Source organism: Proteus penneri (genome assembly GCF_022369495.1).
Taxonomy (GTDB): Bacteria; Pseudomonadota; Gammaproteobacteria; order Enterobacterales; family Enterobacteriaceae; genus Proteus; species Proteus penneri.
Map to the genome: position 1 here is coordinate 2,904,045 of NZ_CP059690.1, position 17,431 is coordinate 2,921,475.

A 17,431-nucleotide genomic window follows, 5' to 3' on the forward strand; every position below is an offset into this window, starting at 1 on the left:
ATAGTAATGATAATTGTTATCATTACAATAAGTAAAAAGGTAAAATTGCTACATATCATCAAAACTATTTTTCGCATCAAATAAAAAAGCTCAAATAAATTATTTGAGCTTTTTTATAATGCAATATTAAATCAACGCTCTTCTAATGGATAACTACGAAAACTCCATAATCCTAACGCTTTTAAGCCATCACGATAAATACCTTGTATATCTGATTTACTGGCTTTTTGTAATTCCGCTAATGGCTTATCAGGTGCGACAACTGTTAGGTAAGAGATATCACTTGGGCCACTTTGCCAACTCGCGATAGTGAAAATCGCATCAGCACGACGAACATGACTACCAGAGCTAATAATCACTGCTGTTTTAATACGATGTTTGGTTAAAGCATAACGGCTAAATAACGCATTTTCGACAGTTGTACGTGCGTAGTTTTCTTGGAAAATACGTTCCGGTGCAATACCGTTTTTCACCAACCAATCCGCCATTAATTTACCTTCCGTTTGATGTGCTTTCGGCACACCTCCCGTAACGACAATCATGGCATCAGGTAATTGTTTAGCCACTTCTAAGGTTTTATTTAAGCGTTCAATTAAAATCTTATTCATTGTGCCATCGGGATTTAAGGCATAACCCAATGTCACAATCGCGTTGTTATCTTTGGTTTTATTTAGTTTTGCCAAATCTACCGGTGTCAATTTATCACTTAAAGGCATTTTACTGACGCGGTCAATCTCTGCGAAAAAGCGATTAATCTCTTCAGCTTTAGCTGGATTTAATGATTTCAATTTATTGAAATACGCTTCACTTTCTTTGTCTTTTCCTTCAAAACGAGTCCATGAAGTGACATAAATTAGCGCATCAATATCATCAGGAGCGGCTTCTAAAATTTGTTTATAAATAGTAATCGCGCGAGGAACATCATTGTTATAGATATAAGCACTCGCGGTGCTAAATAATAAATCGAGGCGGTAAGGTTCTAATTTATAAGCTTGTTGCAGTTTTTGCGCCACAATTTCCATATTGGATGGCAATTTCCCCGTAAACCCTGCATCTGACACTCGTGCCGGAGATTTAAAGGCATCTAACGCATCTTGGATCAAGCTATCAACAGTTTGACGCTGAGAAACATATTGCTGATAACTATTATCTGGCTGATGCACTTTTTGGTAAGACAATGCAGTTGATGAAACGGTAAAACCTAAAGCAGCAATCGCTAACGAAATGACCGTTTTCTTAATACGATGTGAAACACGGGAAGGTTGCGCCATTATCTTGTCCTTTTACGAAAAATAGTCAGCTTCTTCACCTGAGCGAATGAAGATAGAGAGTGTGACTCCTCACACCTAATGGTAAAAGAAATACACACCGATAAATCTATACCTAATATTTATAATAAAGATCTCCGCATTAATTTTCAGTAACCTTTCTCACCTTATTGAAAAATAATAGCATTATTAGGTAAATAGCTTATTTGACAGATTTCTTTATGTATTTTTATCTTTTAGTAAGTAATTTTGTTCTGATAGCTCATCAGTGATAAAGAATAAAAATGCTTTATTCTTTAATAGAAAGTGAGAAGCTTGCATTTGTGTTAATTCTTTAATGTAAAAACGCCACTAATGGCGTTTTTAATTATAACGTTACTCAATATGTTTTGATTGCATCATTAATAATTCTCTGACTAATTCGACGCAACTTAAGAAGCGCTCGTCATAATCAGGTGAGTTAACTTTAATATACTCAATATTGTTTTTATCTAACATTTCCATCAGTAAAGTTTGGAAACGACGACGATCTTTATCACTGCCTAAACTACGCAAACCATCAGCTACCCATGGCGTGTTATTTTCTAGCAAGATAACTAAATCAAAACGGTATTCATCAATCAAAGCTTGAACAAAGGGGTGCTCTTTACCTTCATAACGTAAACAAAATGCCTGCGTTGTGACAAAGTCCGTATCAACAAAAGCCACTTTATTGGCATATTTAACAGCAAAATCAATATATTGAGCATGTCCTAATGCGATTTTATCGTAGTCCGAATATTGTAATGCCATCTCGTCTCCACCTAAATGAGAGAAAACATAATCGCGACCATACTCCCATGCACTGGTTGTATTGAAGATATTGGCAAGCTTATTGACTAGTGTTGATTTACCGCTAGATTCACCGCCTAAAATAGCCACGGTACGCACAAAGAAGGGTTTAACTTCTGTTGGAATATATTCCCAATATTTAAAAGGTGCTTGGCGGATTTGGCTACCACTAATATTCATAAAGGAACGTTCAGGATCAATCAATACCGTTTCAATACCCAAGAAAGAATTATATTGTTCTGAATCTTCTCGTTCACTGGTATAGATAAAATCAGGGGTTATCTGCTTTTCGTGCAAAAACGCTTTGATCCCTTCACTCCACATTTCCCAACCATGGGGTTGTGGTTCAATACCGTGCTCATCAAACTCATGAATACGAATATTTTTTTGATATTTAAAGGTTTGTAATAACCAACGTAATCTGTCACTGACTGTCGGTTGTTGTGACATCGCACTATTGATAAATAAGTTTTTATCACGAGGCTCGTCATGACACAAAATGACATGTAATTCATCCACTTGACTACAAGCGCGTTGAATTAAATAAATATGCCCTGTATGGAGTGGATAAAATTTGCCGAAAATCACACCGATGGTTTTCTTTTTCACTGGGTATTCTAACCCTAAGAATTGGTGTAACGCTGACATTTTTTGCGCACTGGGGCTCTTGATTTTATTATTAATCAATTGGCTAAGATAGCCTTTCGTCATATCACTTTCATCAGCAACTTGTTGTAATGTATATCCATTTTTTCTGATAGCCTGTTTGATATAATCAAAAGGTCCCATAATTAGCTCCTTTAGAAATCTTCTAAATCATCAAGAACAGATAATGCATCTGACAGCTTCTTCACACCATACACTTTCATATCAGGAGGATTTTTTTTCGGCATATTCGCACTCGGTACAATCGCCCGTTTAAATCCATGTTTTGCAGCTTCTGCAATACGCTCTTGTCCACTCGGTACAGGCCGAATTTCTCCTGCAAGGCCAACTTCACCAAATATCACTAAATCACGCGGTAAAGGACGATTACGAAAACTTGATACTAATGATAATAACAAGGCTAAATCAGCACTGGTTTCTGTGACTTTAACCCCTCCCACCACATTGACAAAAACGTCTTGATCAGACATTTGCAATCCGCCATGACGGTGTAAAACGGCAAGTAGAATAGCAAGACGATTTTGCTCTAATCCCACAGCCACACGACGTGGATTTGATAGCATTGAGTGATCAACTAAGGCTTGTATCTCCACCAGCAAAGGCCTTGTTCCTTCCCATACCACCATCACAGAACTGCCTGATGTGATTTCATCTCCTCGGCTTAAAAAGATAGCAGAAGGATTACTCACTTCTCGTAATCCTTGCTCCGTCATGGCAAAAACACCTAATTCGTTAACGGCACCAAAACGGTTTTTATGACTACGTAAAGTACGGAAACGGGAGTCTGTCTCACCATCCAACATAACAGAACAGTCAATACAGTGTTCCAGTACTTTAGGCCCTGCCAATGTGCCATCTTTTGTCACATGGCCTACCATAATAATGGCAACATCATTGGTTTTAGCGAAACGAGTTAAATAAGCAGCCGTTTCACGCACTTGAGCAACACTGCCCGGTGATGATTGAATATCCGCCATATGCATCACTTGAATAGAGTCAATCACCATCAATTTAGGCTTTTCTTGTGACGCAATTAAACAGATTTGCTCAATGCTGGTTTCTGACAACATATTCAGTTCTGCTGTCGGTAAACCTAATCGATGAGCGCGCATAGCAACTTGTTGTAGCGACTCTTCACCCGTGACATACAACGTTTTCATTTCAGTAGCTAAACGGCACATAGTCTGTAGTAATAAAGTACTCTTACCTGCGCCGGGACTTCCCCCGATTAAAATAGCACTTCCGGGAACAACGCCACCACCTAATACACGGTCAAACTCTTTAAATCCTGTTGAGAATCGGGGTAATGCTTCAAGGCTAATTTCCGATAGCTTTTGAACACGGCTAGCACCTTTTGCATCACCCGCAAAGCCACTGAAACGCTCGTTACGGGAAGAAGAGGTTGCGGCAAGGCGCACTTCTGTAATTGTATTCCACGCATGGCAAGCCGAGCATTGCCCTTGCCAACGAGGATAATCTGCACCACATTCATTACATACAAAGGCTCTTTTTGCTGCTTTTGCCACACTTTTCTCCCAACAATAACGATTTTAGAAAAACGCACTTAGCGCTCTTCGTGTTTTAAACCACCACTTAAAATACACATTACACCCATTAAATCAGCATGACGAATAGCGACTTTTGCTTGAGCATACACTTTCGGTTTTGCATGATATGCAATGCCAAGCCCCGCTTTTCTCAGCATTTTAAGATCGTTTGCACCATCACCAATGGCAATTGTCTGCTCTATTGGGATCTCTAAATCTTTCGCTAAACGCGCAAGCACTTGTGCTTTATATTTTGCATCAACAATCGTGCCTTTGACTTTACCTGTCAGTTTGCCATCTTTAATTTCAAGATGATTAGCAACAGCAGCCACTAAGCGTAATTTTTGTTTTAAATTATCGGCGAAATACGTAAAGCCACCCGATGCAATAGCAATATGCCAGTCCATCGCTTGAAGTTTACGCACTAAGCTCGTTAACCCCGGCATAAGAGGTAAATCATCCATTACTTTTTGCAAGATAGAAGCATCAGCACCTTTCAGTTCAGCAACACGGAGTTTTAAGCTTTCACTAAAATCCATTTCACCTTGCATAGCGCGTTCTGTTATTGCCGCAACTTTATCACCCACTCCTGCAAGTTTGGCGATTTCATCAATACACTCAATTTGAATAGCCGTTGAATCCATATCCATCACTAAAAGTCCAGGAGAACGCAAGCGAGGGATTTCACCTAGTGGAACGACATCCAGACCACATTCATCAGATAAACGGCGAATTCTACGGGTTAGGCTGCCGGCAATACGTACCACTTGGTAATCATCAATACGCCATGAAGAAACCACCACAATTGCCACGCCTAATTTATGTTGAAACTCGCTAATTCTTTTTTTATCGAGTTCTCGTCCATAAAGTAACCACCCACTATCGCCAGCACGATAATCCAGTGGCATGACTTCTTCACCACTGAGTGATAGTGGCAGACCTGGCCATTTACGGATTTCATCCGGTAAATAGCAATAGGTCAGACTATTTGACATACTTATTCTCCTGTTTTCCCCTGTCTGAACAAAATAATCGTTATTCAGCCTATTCTATCTCTGACTCATCTGGCAACATGCACATACTTGCTTACGCAAAAGGATGAACATGCTTAAAGACAAACTAAAATTCAAACTACAAAAAACGGCGATTATACTGATTTGTATCGCACTATTGGCATTTCTTATGCAAGGCGCGTCTTATTTTAGCCGTGCTAATCAACACGCCCGTATTACTCAGTTTGAAGAGCTTGCAAAAACGCTGGCAGAACAAGTTGCGTTCTCTTTATCCACTTATTTGGATGACAGTAGCAAAGATAACGTAAATCCCCTCATTATGGCTAATTTAAATCATCTCACTCACAATAGTCGGGTACTTGATGCCAGCCTTTATTTAGAAGATGGAACACAAATAGCGCATAGTGGTGAAAATGTCACTGTTAAAGAACGATTAGCACTAGAAGGACAGAAGAGTGGCGGTTCTTTTAATCACCAACTTGTTGTTCCTGTACCGGGTAAAGATAAACCGAAGGGATTTTTAAGGCTGACATTAGATACTCACCAGTTGATCACTGAATCAAGCCAAGTCGATAACACCACTAATTTATTGCGAGTCATGCTATTAGTTGCACTTGCGATTGGCTTTTTGCTTTCTCATAACCTTCTTCAGCTAACTCCCGTTCATTGGCAACAGTCTCCTTATTTATTAACAGCTAATTTACCGCCTCGTACTGAAAAAGGGGAAGATAAAGAAAGCGTGGATGAAAATGATGAAGAAAATGAATTAAAAGAGGGTGTCAAAGAGGAAAATAACGACACTGACAATAAAATAGATAAAATATAAATTCTTATTTTTTAGCAAACTATTCAGTGAGTTTAGTGAATAATTAACTAAGCTCACTTTTTTCTATTTACTTATTTAGATATATCTAATTTATGCGTATTTTTGTGCTATTTCCTTAATCTTTAAGGGGGTTTTGTTTAAAGTCACGGTAAATTCTGACCAAGTCATTAACCTAAAAAGATAAGTTTTAAATCTTTTTCTGGCTCTTTGAGTACTGAGGTGGTTATGACTGAACAATCTGTTATCCAACGTTGTCGACAAATCGTAGAAAACCCAACCCTTTCCCCGGAACAAAAACGTCATTTTCTGGCGTTAGAAGCTGAGAATATGTTGCCTTATCCGTCTCTACCTGAAGATGCAGCTAAAGCGCTTAATGAACGGGTTATCTGTGATATGTATGAAGGTCATGCCCCTTATAAACCACGTTATGTCCTGCCTGATTACGCGAAGTTTTTAGCACAGGGATCTCGCTATTTAGAACTCGAACCTGCGCAAGATTTTGACGACGCCTTAAACATGCTGACTATCCTTTATCACCATGTTCCTTCTGTAACCTCTATGCCTGTTTATTTAGGGCGTATTGATAAAATTTTACTGCCTTATGTCGGCGAGCTAACCGAAGAGCAGCTTTACCCTAAATTAAAACGCTTCTGGCGTTATCTCGATAGAACACTACCCGATGCTTTTATGCACGCCAATATTGGCCCTGAAGACTCTGTTCTTACACGTTTAATTCTTAAAGTGGATGTTGAACTTCAGCAAGTCGCACCTAATCTCACCTTTATTTATGATGCGAATTCAACACCAACAGACCTTCTTCACCAAGCCATCACCAATATTTGCCACAGCAGTAAACCTCATATTGCTAACGGTATTTTGCAAGATGCGGTATTTGGAAAAGATGAATACGGAATTGTCAGTTGTTATAACTCTCTGCCGCAAAGTGGTGGCGGTAGCACTTTAGTACGGATTAACCTTAAAGAAGTCGCTAAACGTAGCCAAGATAGCCAAGATTTTCTAACTCATGTTTTGCCATTTTATATGCAGAAACAGATAGAGATTATTGATGTACGTTGTGAATATCTCTATGAAAAATCGAACTTCTTTCAACAAAGTTTCTTAGTAGAAGAAGGTTTGATCTCACCTAATCGTTTCGCGCCAATGTTTGGTATTTATGGCATGGCAGAAGCCGTAGCACTTCTACTTGAAAAAGAAGGCAAGCAAGCGGCTTATGGTGATAATGAATCCGCCAACAAACTTAGCTATATGATCAGCGAAAAACTGGCACAATTTGTCGCTGATACACCTGTTAAATATGGTTGGAAGCATCGAGCCATGTTACATGCACAATCAGGTATTAGTTCTGATATTGGCACAACTCCTGCGACTCGCATTCCTTATGGTAAAGAGCCAGACCCTGTTACCCATTTAATGACGGTTGCTCCTCACCATCAATTTTATACCTCAGGGATCAGCGATATTTTAACCGTTGATGAAACCATCAAACAAAATCCTGATGCGTTAATGCAACTCTGCTTAGGGGCATTTTCCTCCGGATTAAGAGAATTTACTGCCAACGTGGGGGGTAATGATTTAGTGCGTGTTACTGGTTATATGGTGCGTTTATCTGATTTAAAAAAATACAAAGAAGAAGGCTCTCGCCTTAATACCACTTGGTTAGGTGATGAAGCCACAGCAAACTGTCATATCGCTGAACGTAAACCTCGAGTTATCAGTTATGAACAGCAGATGCGTTTCGATAAATAAGATACTCCCCTTCTCTTGTGTAGATGGGCCAGGAAATCGTCTGGCCATCTTCCTGCAAGGGTGTAATTTGCGGTGTAAAAATTGTCACAATCCCTACACTATGGGGATCTGTGACAGTTGCGGTGACTGCATTGCGACTTGCCCACAGCAAGCGCTTTCATTACAAAATGGTAAGATAAATTGGAATAGTACAAGCTGTGAACAGTGTGATACCTGTATTCAACAATGCCCACGACAATCAAGCCCAATGACATTAACCTATACTGTTGATGAACTAATGGCTCTTACACGCAAATATGCAGCATTTATTAATGGTGTCACCATCAGTGGTGGTGAATCTACGTTACAACTGCCTTTTTTGATTGATTATTTTAAAGCAATCAAAGAAGCACCCGATCTGAAACACCTCTCCTGTTTAATTGATAGTAATGGCACATTATCAATTAATGGTTGGCAGAAAATTGCCCCCTATATGGATGGTGCTATGATCGATTTAAAAAGTTGGCATGAAGAATCACATATTTATTTAACCGGTCGAGGTAATCAACGTATTAAAGAATCAATTAAATGGCTCGCGAATAATAATTTACTTACAGAATTACGCCTTTTATATATTCCAGAAAAAACAGATTATTTAGAGAATATTGGATTACTTTCTCAGTTTATTAATTCCCTTGGTGAATCCATATTAATTAGAATCAATGCTTTTCATCAGCATGGAGTATATGGTGAAGCGAGTAATTGGAGAATAGCACAAAAACAACACATTGATTTATTTAAAAAAGAATTAAATAAAAGAGGCATTTTCAATATTAAAACAACAAATATATATTCATAATCAAAATAAATAAAAAATTAAAATAACAACTAATAATTATAATAAACATAATTAGCAATGTATTTTAAAATAAAATCCATTTATATTGACATAAAAAGAATATCAAATTAGTCTTCAAAAAAACCTGCCAATATATATGGAATAATAATTTATGCTTATAAGTAAACCAAATATAAAACTATCAATTATTGCTTCAATAATAATTAACTCGTCATATAGCTATGCCGTAGACTCTCCAAAAGAATTAATCGAAACTAAAAAAAACAAATTCAAATTCGAATTTATTGATCGCCTTTCACTTAAAGAGTATTCAAGTAACAAACATATTCATGGTAGAATGGAAACAAGAGATATTCCCGTAATCTTAACTTCTAAATACCAAAATACAATAATAGTTTCTGATGATAATAAAATTAATATAAGTCACGACTTAGGAAAAAGCTTTAACCCATTAAAAATAAACGGTTTTAATAATATTAAAGCGCTCTCTCTTTCTGAGAATGGTCGTTACTTAACAGCTCATGGTGAACATAAAAATAATAATAGTGATATATTTTTTGTGTATGATATTTATTTAAAAGAAATAACTTTATTCAATAATAAAAATGGTATTAGTTACTATATTGATGACGACTATTATCTTACTACAGAAGATGGCTTATTTAGCCTTTACTCGGAAGATAAAGACCCTGACTCACACCTTGACCCAACAAATGAAAAAAATTTTTTTATCTTTGATAATAAAAATAAAAAAACAGTTCTGCTTAGTGATATAGATAATACTGAATTAAAAAATCACATTGAAAAAAATAGATTTATTGCCTTTAATGATTTAAGTATATTCAATAATTACTCCTCAGACCAAAATCCCAATATTACGGGTATCTCGTATAGTGGAAAGTATATTTATGGTACACAACAAAGAGATAATCCAGATTCAATTAATGTTAGATTAGCTTTCATTTATGACAAAGAAAAAAACACGATTGAGTTACTTTCAAACTCAGAGTATGGTTCATCAAAAATAAATCATTTTTCTAAAAAAAATGATATTGCCGTAGGCTGGGTAGAATCACTTGTTAAGCGCAGAGAGGAACGTAATGAGAGATTAATTCGGCAAGCTTTCATTTACAATCCAAACATTCAAAATAACGATAAATTTAAAATCCCTAGAATTAATAGTAGCATTAATTACTATAATTCAGAAGCAACAGCTATTTCAGAAAAAGGTGATTTTTTTGTTGGATGGACCGAATACGGTGATGGTGATTTAAGGGAAATAAAAGAATTACGTTTATCACAACACCCTAGAAATGCTTTTGCATACTTTATTCAAGATAATCATTCTATTTTATTACCAAATTTTAAAATTAGAAATCACGATAACAACGAAGAATCAGAAGCACACTCTATTTCTAAAGATGGTAATACTATTTTTGGGATCTCTAAAAAACAGGATGATAAGTGGTATGCGGTCGCTTGGCATTTAGATAAAAAGAAAATCAACACAATAGAACAAGAAAAAGAAAAAATTAATATATTCTTAGATACTATTTTAGCGAAAAAGGATATTAAATCTGCAAAAGATCATTTTAATACAACAGAAATAAGACTAAATACAGCCCAAACGGAATATGATCGTTTTGTAGTTAATTTAAAAATTCAACTACAAGAAACAACTAAAAAATATAATGAAGCCATAGAAAATAAAAAGAAAATAGAGGAAATCATAGATAACGGAGGTGTAGAAGCTTGGAATAAACATTCCAATAAATTCCATGAATATACATCTGATATAGATTTTTATAAAACAAAACAAGATAATATTAAAAGGGATATATCAACATCAGATAACAGCCCAATAGGGCTTAAATTACAGATTGTTAGCTATGAACACCAAAAAAATCAACAAATACTGGCTGAATTACAAAAAGATAAGCAAACCGCTAATATCGAACCGAATACAAGAGATAATATCACTGAGCAAGAGCGCTTAGACAAAGAGCAAGCCGATAAAGCTAAAGCTGAGCAAGCGCGCTTAGCCAAAGAGCAAGCCGATAAAGCTAAAGCTGAGCAAGCACGCTTAGACAAAGAGCAAGCTGATAAAGCTAAAGCTGAGCAAGAACGCTTAAACAAAGAGCAAGCCGATAAAGCTAAAGCTGAGCAAGCGCGCTTAGACAAAGAGCAAGCTGATAAAGCTAAAGCAGAACAAGCGCGCTTAGACAAAGAGCAAGCCGATAAAGCTAAAGCTGAGCAAGAACGCTTAACCAAAGAGCAAGCCGATAAAGCTAAAGCTGAGCAAGAACGCTTAACCAAAGAGCAAGCCGATAAAGCTAAAGCTGAGCAAGCGCGCTTAGACAAAGAGCAAGCTGATAAAGCTAAAGCAGAACAAGCGCGCTTAGACAAAGAGCAAGCCGATAAAGCTAAAGCTGAGCAAGCGCGCTTAGACAAAGAGCAAGCTGATAAAGCTAAAGCAGAACAAGCGCGCTTAGACAAAGAGCAAGCCGATAAAGCTAAAGCTGATGCTGAAGCTAAAGAACTTACCCCTGTAGAAGATGAACTAGCACAACGCGCTAAAGAAAAGGCAAAAGAGAAAGAAACGGCAAAACCATCGATTACTATCAGCAGACCTATCGACATTGAAAATACCTATAAATCAATGCAATTGATGGCTGAAAACGGCTATAAGCTTATGGATATGCAGCAAGGGCAACTGCATTATTTAGCTTCTGCAACTTGCTCTGTTGGTACTGAAAAAGCCTGTATCAGTGGTTTTGCACACTATCAAAACGTAAATAAAGCTAATGCAACCCAAACTGGGTTAAGTGGAGCCTATCGTTTTGATGTTAACCATATTCCATTGGTTATCGGCCTTGCCATTGATACTGATGTCTATTCCTCATTACCTAAAGGCTATCAATATCAAGGTTATGCATTACCTTTAATCGGTTTTAGCTTAGATTTAATACCATCACTCAATCCTGAGTTAAAGAGCAATGCATTACACCTGTCGCTAAAAGGTGCTTACTTAAATCGTAAAATATCCATCGAAAGACAAGTATTAGAAGATACAGAAGCAGGTAAAGGCAACGCTAGGATCTCTGGATATCATATTGATTTACAAAGTTATTATCCTTATTCATTGGCAGATGATTTAATGCTTACCCCATTTATTGGACTAACATTTAACCAAGTTTCTCGTTCAGCATATAGTGAAACTCAAAATGCACAATTTGCAGCACATTATGATGCACTTAAAACGCACTCACTATTAGCCAAAATGGGACTAGGTATGGACTACTTATTAGGTTCATCTTTCATATTGAATACTAAAGCGGGCTTACTGTGGAATTTATCACACCATCAAGGCGATTTCCGTAGCCATATTGATTATTTAGGTCAGCAACACATTGATTATTCAGAAAATAAAAAGCAGTTAAAACAACGCCCATTTGCCAAAGTAGGATTGACTTATCAATTAGATAAACAATCTTCCATTAATACATCAGCAGATTGGGGAATGACCACTTATCGCAATCACGATATGCAGTTTGGCGTAAGCTACACTTATCGTTTCTAATTCCTTGTTATTATATTTGGGGTTAACTTTAGCAGTATTATTTGGCTTCCTATAAAAATATAGGAAGCTTTTTTTATTAAGCTTAATAATTATCTATTCTAACCGTAGAAATGTTCTTCTTTATCCACCCACCATACTTTAGTCGAAACCTTTTCAAGTAGTGCTTTGTTGTGGCTAAAGATAATCAAGCTTAAAGGTCTTTTTTGACTTTCATCGATTAAAACTTTCCAAATATCAGCTTGGGTTTGCGCATCTAATTGTGCCGTGACTTCATCCGCAATTAATAGTTGAGTACGCGGATCGAGCGCCCTTAATAATGCAATACGCGCTAATTCACCACCTGATAATTCATTAGGCCTACGAGTTAGCCACTCTGATTTTATTTTTAACTTTTCTAACCAACTATCATCAGGGTGCCATGCATCACGGACACTATCACCTGTCGAACGAAAAGGATTAAAACATTTATCAGGATGTTGAGGAACTAATTGAATGGGACAATAACCCTTTCTAGACAATGGGTTACCATTAATAAGAATTGAACCTTGAGTTGGTGCTTGCCACTGCGCTAAAACACGACCTAATGTCGTTTTCCCTGTACCACTTGGTGCTGAAATACCGAGTCGCTCTCCCGCATCTAACGAAAAGGAGAGATCTTGCCATAACACCTTACCTGCTTGCTCCACAGATAATTGTTTTAACTCTAAAAGTGGCATAAAGATAACTCCAGAAATAACAAATGAAATGTATAAAAGTAAGACTTAAGAACACCATATTATAATGAATTAAGTGATGCTTCTTTGGTATTTATAAATTGTTGTTCAGGTAATGCATTCCAGAGTGTCTTCAACCACTCACTACCTTCATGACGATTAAGCACATTAGCAGGGATAATTTCGTTAACCTCACCCTGATTAAGCACGGCTATTGTATCCGCAAATCGTGCTGCTAAGGCTAAATCATGTGTAACCCAAAGCACTGATTTACCTTGATTACATAATTCTCTTAAGTGCCCTAATAACAAACAAGCATGTTCATCATCAAGCCATGAGGTAATTTCATCAGCCAGAATATATTGTGCATTAGAAAGTGTTGCATTACAGGCTAATACGCGTTTTGCCATTCCACCAGATAGTTTTGCTGGATACGTTTTAACTAACGATCCAGAAAGATGATACAGACCCAATTGCTGCACAATATCATCTGACGTAACGTCTGCACCACTTAAACGCGCAGAGCGACTGAGTTGATCACCGATACAAATCAAAGGATTAAGTGCAGTGACTCCCTGAGGAATATAGCAGAAAGTATTTCCTCGATAAGCAATCAGTTCTCGCTCACTTAATGCGTGACCATTAAGTTTAATCGAACCTCGTACACGCATATTGGCAGGTAAAAGCCCTAATGCACTTTGTAATAGCAAACTTTTACCTTCACCACTTCCCCCCACTAATGCCAACATTTTACCCGGTTTAATATCCAGAGAGATTGATTTTAGCAACGGTTGCCAATTTCGTTTTCCCAACCAGCGAAATTGTGCAATATCAATGGAAAGCTGTTCAAAACTTAACATCCTGCCCCTCTTAACCACAGTTGTTGCATTGCCTTAGCAAATTGATCGAAAATCAAGACCAAGCACATCAAAATTAATCCCGGAAATACCACCATCCACCAAGAGCCTGTACTTAAATAACGCAGTGCATCAGATAGCAACAAACCTAAAGATGGCTCATGCGCCGCTTGCCCAAACCCCAAAAAACTTAACGCTGCGCTATGTAATACGGCATGAGGAAACATCAATAAGGTTCCTACAATCCACTGCGGTAATAACATGGGAATATAGTGTTTTTTTACACACTCAAAAGGTGAATTGCCAATACGACGTGATAGCATGACGTAATCCGCCTCTCGAATACGTTGAATTTCACCACGTAAAATCAACGCAAGCTTAGGCCAATGAGTTAATGCCACAGCCCAAATTACCCCTTGTTGCCCACCACCTAAAGTAAAACAAATCAAAATTAGTAGTAATAAATGAGGTAATGCTAAAAGCGCATCAACAACACCTCTAACAAAGAAATCACAATAACGATTAATTGACGAAATACCCGCGAAAATGAGAGCGATAGCACCACTAACAACCGCACTTGTCACCCCAATATTTAAGCTACTTAACATGCCTTGAAAACAGCGTAGCCACAAAGAACGACCTAAATTATCAGTACCAAACCAATATTGTTCTGAAGGTGCTTGGTTTCTGGCCAAAAAATCCATTGCAATATCAGTATGAGAAATAGAAAAACCATAAGTGACTAACCCAATCAAGGCGAGAGTCACGAATAAAAGTTTCAATAAAGGCTTGTTTGGATCGTAAATCATGAGTCTCGCAAAATTCCTTTATTAATACGTCGTAATAACCCGTTAGAAATGCTATTACCAAAGAAAATCAAAATAGTACTAAAGACAACAATTCCCATTAATAGAGGAATATCACCTCGCAATCCTGCATCAACGGTAGCTTGCCCTAATCCTGGGTAAGCAAAAACTTTCTCAGCTAAAAGAGAACCACCAAGTAATTCACCAATAGATGCAAACTGTAAACAAAGTGCAGGTGTAATGGCATGACGTAGAACATGAAATAGCATCATAGCCCACCCCTTATCACCCTGAGCCTTAGCAAAATGGATAAATTCACTGCCCATCACTTCGGCAACTTTCGCGCGAGTATGCAGTGCGATATTCCCAGTGCCTAATAATCCAAGAGCAATCATAGGTAAGATAAGATGGGAAAAACGCTGGCTTAACGTTGCGGTTTCGGCACTACTTCCCATCGGCCAAGCACAACAAATTGGCGCCCAATGTAAGGTGACAGAAAACAGTGATAACAGCAGTAATCCCACCCAGAATGTTGGTAAAGAGGCTAACAAATAAGAGAGTGTAGAAATAATTCGATCGGGCCAGCGGTTAAGATATCGACCCGCAACTAATCCCATCACAACACCAATAACGCCAGAAAACATCCACGCTGAAAAGAGCAAGATAAATGAAGGCCCCGCCCGTTCGCGAATAACATCAATAACAGGCATGTTATACAACATGGAATAACCAAAATCCCCTTGAATGATTTGGCTAAACCAGAGCCAAAATCGCATCCATAAAGGTTGGTCAATACCCCAACGTGCTGCAATTAAAGGATATTGCTCAGGAGGAACATTCAATAAATCACTACCGATATACGCCTTGATGGGATCGATCGGTGAGAAACTTAATAAAATAAAAACACCTGCTGTTGTTACCAACAGCAGGCAGAGTAATCGCAGGAAAAAACCTGCACTTTGACGTATTACTGACAAGTCCACTTCCAAGTATCTACGCTATTTAATAATGACCATGAACCATGAATTTCCGGCGTTCCTGTCCCCAAATCAACACAAGGGTTAGTCAGGTAAGTGTGTTGCACATTCATCAGCCAAGCCCAAGCAGCGTCACCTTTCACACCAACGCCATTTTTACCATCCCACTCAACCGCTTTCCAATGAGGAACGGCTTCTTGCCATGTATGGGCATCGAGTGCAGCTTGCAGATGTTTTTCAACCTCAGGGTTTTTGTAATAACCCGGATTATAATAACCAACACCCGCCGCATTTTCGCTGTAGTGATGATATAACTCCATAGGATCAAGACTTCCCCAACCAAATAAAGTTGGATTTGAGTGCATATAGCGCTCTACGGTATCCCAACTTCCTGATTTAAGATCCATTTGAATACCGAGAGGTTGCACTAGCGCACGAATTGACTCGGCTAAATCGCGACGAGTTGCATCACCACTGGTATACCATAAGGTCAATTTCGCTTCTAAGCCGTCTTTTTCACGAATACCATTTTTATTGAGTTTCCAACCAGCATCTTCAAGAATTTGCTTCGCTTTTTCAACATCCCCATCTTCGAAAGCAGCGTCTGTTTGATCCCAAGGCAAACCTTTTACACCGGTATATGCAGGAACCGCATAACCATCAAGTACTTGCTCTGATAACAATTTACGGTCAAGAGCATAGTTAATTGCTTTACGAATAGCGATATCTGCGGTGATATCATTACCAATATCATAACCTTGAGCGTTTTTCTCGCCTGATTTTACCATTGGAAAAACAATACCGCGGTTTTCAACACTTGCTCTTTCCCACAATTTGGTATTGGGTAAATTTTTAGCGATTGCAGCCGTTGCTGGTGGAATACGCACAATACCTAATTGTCCACTTTGAGCAGCTGCAAAAGCGGCATCTTCATCAAGGAAAACAAAAATCAGTTTTTCAAAATCATTTTTCTTGCCCGCATAATAAGGGTTAGCTTCAACAATTAATTGCTGACCTGGCTGGAAACTTACCATGCGATAAGGGCCTGCACCAATTGGCTTTTGTGCGTAAGTTTTTTCATCATACTTATCAGCAGAAACAATACCTAAAGAACCCAGTACGTTCACAAAAGTACTTTGTGGTGCTTTCAATGTAATAGTGACATGTAAGTCATCATCAGCTTTTGCAGAAAGGAAGTTACCCATATCAACTTTACCGCCACTTGCAGCCGCATTGTTATAGGTAAATACAATATCTTTTGCAGTAAGCGGTAAGCCATCAGAGAATTTTAAATCTGGCTTTAATGTTAATTTCCATGTTTTGCCATCTTCACTTGGCTGGTAGTCACTTAACATATTGCTATACCAAGAGAGATCCGCATTTTGCTTTAACAATGGGCTATGGAGAAGTAAATAGCTACCATGACTCCACCCTAACATTGGGTCGAAGCCCTCTGTTGGCTCTTCACCAATAGCCAGTTTTAACGTTTGAGCAGATGATGCAAAAGGAACGCTTAACGCGGCTAAGCAAGTTAACGTTACTAATGACTGACGCCAACCAAACCGAATAGACATAAAACATTCTCCGATTTTTTAGATATGACTTATCACCAGTCTCTATCTAAATAAGATAAAGAGGCTGAAACAAGATAAATAACAATGATGATTATGATACTCTGCAATTGTTGCAGATAAAGGTTAAACCAGTGACATCATAATAAGTTTTTTTATTCAACTACTCGA

Annotated in this window: 13 protein-coding genes; 4 read left to right on the forward strand and 9 right to left on the reverse strand. The window is 37.9% G+C overall.

All coding sequences use genetic code 11. The features are described from left to right. Nucleotides 1-131: 131 nt before the first annotated feature. The 4 genes from H1225_RS13170 to serB form a co-directional block, all read right to left on the reverse strand. A complete protein-coding gene (locus H1225_RS13170; protein ID WP_161724170.1) occupies nt 132-1,271 on the reverse strand; it encodes an ElyC/SanA/YdcF family protein in 1,140 nt (379 codons plus the stop codon). Between the two features lie 372 nt (nt 1,272-1,643). After that, complete coding sequence (nadR, locus tag H1225_RS13175) at nt 1,644-2,888, reverse strand: multifunctional transcriptional regulator/nicotinamide-nucleotide adenylyltransferase/ribosylnicotinamide kinase NadR (protein WP_239739150.1); 1,245 nt, start codon at nt 2,886-2,888, stop codon at nt 1,644-1,646. 11 nt (nt 2,889-2,899) lie between these two features. After that, a complete protein-coding gene (gene radA, locus H1225_RS13180) occupies nt 2,900-4,291 on the reverse strand; it encodes a DNA repair protein RadA (RefSeq protein ID WP_109400030.1) in 1,392 nt (463 codons plus the stop codon). Nucleotides 4,292-4,329: 38 nt separating this feature from the next. Beyond that, complete coding sequence (gene serB, locus H1225_RS13185; protein WP_109400031.1) at nt 4,330-5,307, reverse strand: phosphoserine phosphatase; 978 nt, start codon at nt 5,305-5,307, stop codon at nt 4,330-4,332. A gap of 109 nt (nt 5,308-5,416) precedes the next feature. On the opposite strand from serB, the gene H1225_RS13190 reads away from it, so the two are divergent. The 4 genes from H1225_RS13190 (at nt 5,417) to H1225_RS13205 (ending at nt 12,336) form a co-directional block, all read left to right on the forward strand. After that, nucleotides 5,417-6,151 carry a YtjB family periplasmic protein gene (locus H1225_RS13190; protein ID WP_109848048.1) on the forward strand — a complete coding sequence of 245 codons (735 nt, stop codon included), beginning with the start codon at nt 5,417-5,419 and terminating at the stop codon, nt 6,149-6,151. Nucleotides 6,152-6,376: 225 nt separating this feature from the next. After that, a complete protein-coding gene (locus tag H1225_RS13195) occupies nt 6,377-7,918 on the forward strand; it encodes a YjjI family glycine radical enzyme (RefSeq protein WP_072064379.1) in 1,542 nt (513 codons plus the stop codon). Further along, complete coding sequence (locus tag H1225_RS13200) at nt 7,890-8,756, forward strand: YjjW family glycine radical enzyme activase (RefSeq protein WP_161727474.1); 867 nt, start codon at nt 7,890-7,892, stop codon at nt 8,754-8,756. The genes H1225_RS13195 and H1225_RS13200 overlap by 29 nt, the downstream gene beginning before the upstream one ends. A 151-nt stretch (nt 8,757-8,907) precedes the next feature. Further along, nucleotides 8,908-12,336 carry an autotransporter domain-containing protein gene (locus tag H1225_RS13205; protein WP_239739152.1) on the forward strand — a complete coding sequence of 1,143 codons (3,429 nt, stop codon included), beginning with the start codon at nt 8,908-8,910 and terminating at the stop codon, nt 12,334-12,336. A gap of 98 nt (nt 12,337-12,434) precedes the next feature. On the opposite strand, the gene H1225_RS13210 is transcribed toward H1225_RS13205, so the two are convergent. The 5 genes from H1225_RS13210 to H1225_RS13230 are packed head-to-tail and all read right to left on the reverse strand — an operon-like array spanning nt 12,435 to nt 17,263. Beyond that, the gene (locus H1225_RS13210) at nt 12,435-13,052 is read right to left on the reverse strand and encodes an ATP-binding cassette domain-containing protein (protein WP_109848210.1); all 618 of its coding nucleotides are present in this window, start codon (nt 13,050-13,052) and stop codon (nt 12,435-12,437) included. Nucleotides 13,053-13,111: 59 nt separating this feature from the next. Beyond that, a complete protein-coding gene (locus H1225_RS13215) occupies nt 13,112-13,909 on the reverse strand; it encodes an ATP-binding cassette domain-containing protein (protein ID WP_006536149.1) in 798 nt (265 codons plus the stop codon). After that, nucleotides 13,903-14,715: an ABC transporter permease gene (locus tag H1225_RS13220; RefSeq protein ID WP_072064382.1), complete on the reverse strand. Its 813-nt coding sequence runs from the start codon at nt 14,713-14,715 to the stop codon at nt 13,903-13,905. Before H1225_RS13220 ends, H1225_RS13215 begins: the two co-directional genes overlap by 7 nt. Next, nucleotides 14,712-15,695: an ABC transporter permease gene (locus tag H1225_RS13225; protein ID WP_072064383.1), complete on the reverse strand. Its 984-nt coding sequence runs from the start codon at nt 15,693-15,695 to the stop codon at nt 14,712-14,714. Before H1225_RS13225 ends, H1225_RS13220 begins: the two co-directional genes overlap by 4 nt. Next, nucleotides 15,680-17,263, reverse strand: coding sequence for an ABC transporter substrate-binding protein (locus H1225_RS13230; RefSeq protein ID WP_109848208.1), 1,584 nt, complete (start codon nt 17,261-17,263; stop codon nt 15,680-15,682). The genes H1225_RS13225 and H1225_RS13230 overlap by 16 nt, the downstream gene beginning before the upstream one ends. Nucleotides 17,264-17,431: the final 168 nt, after the last annotated feature.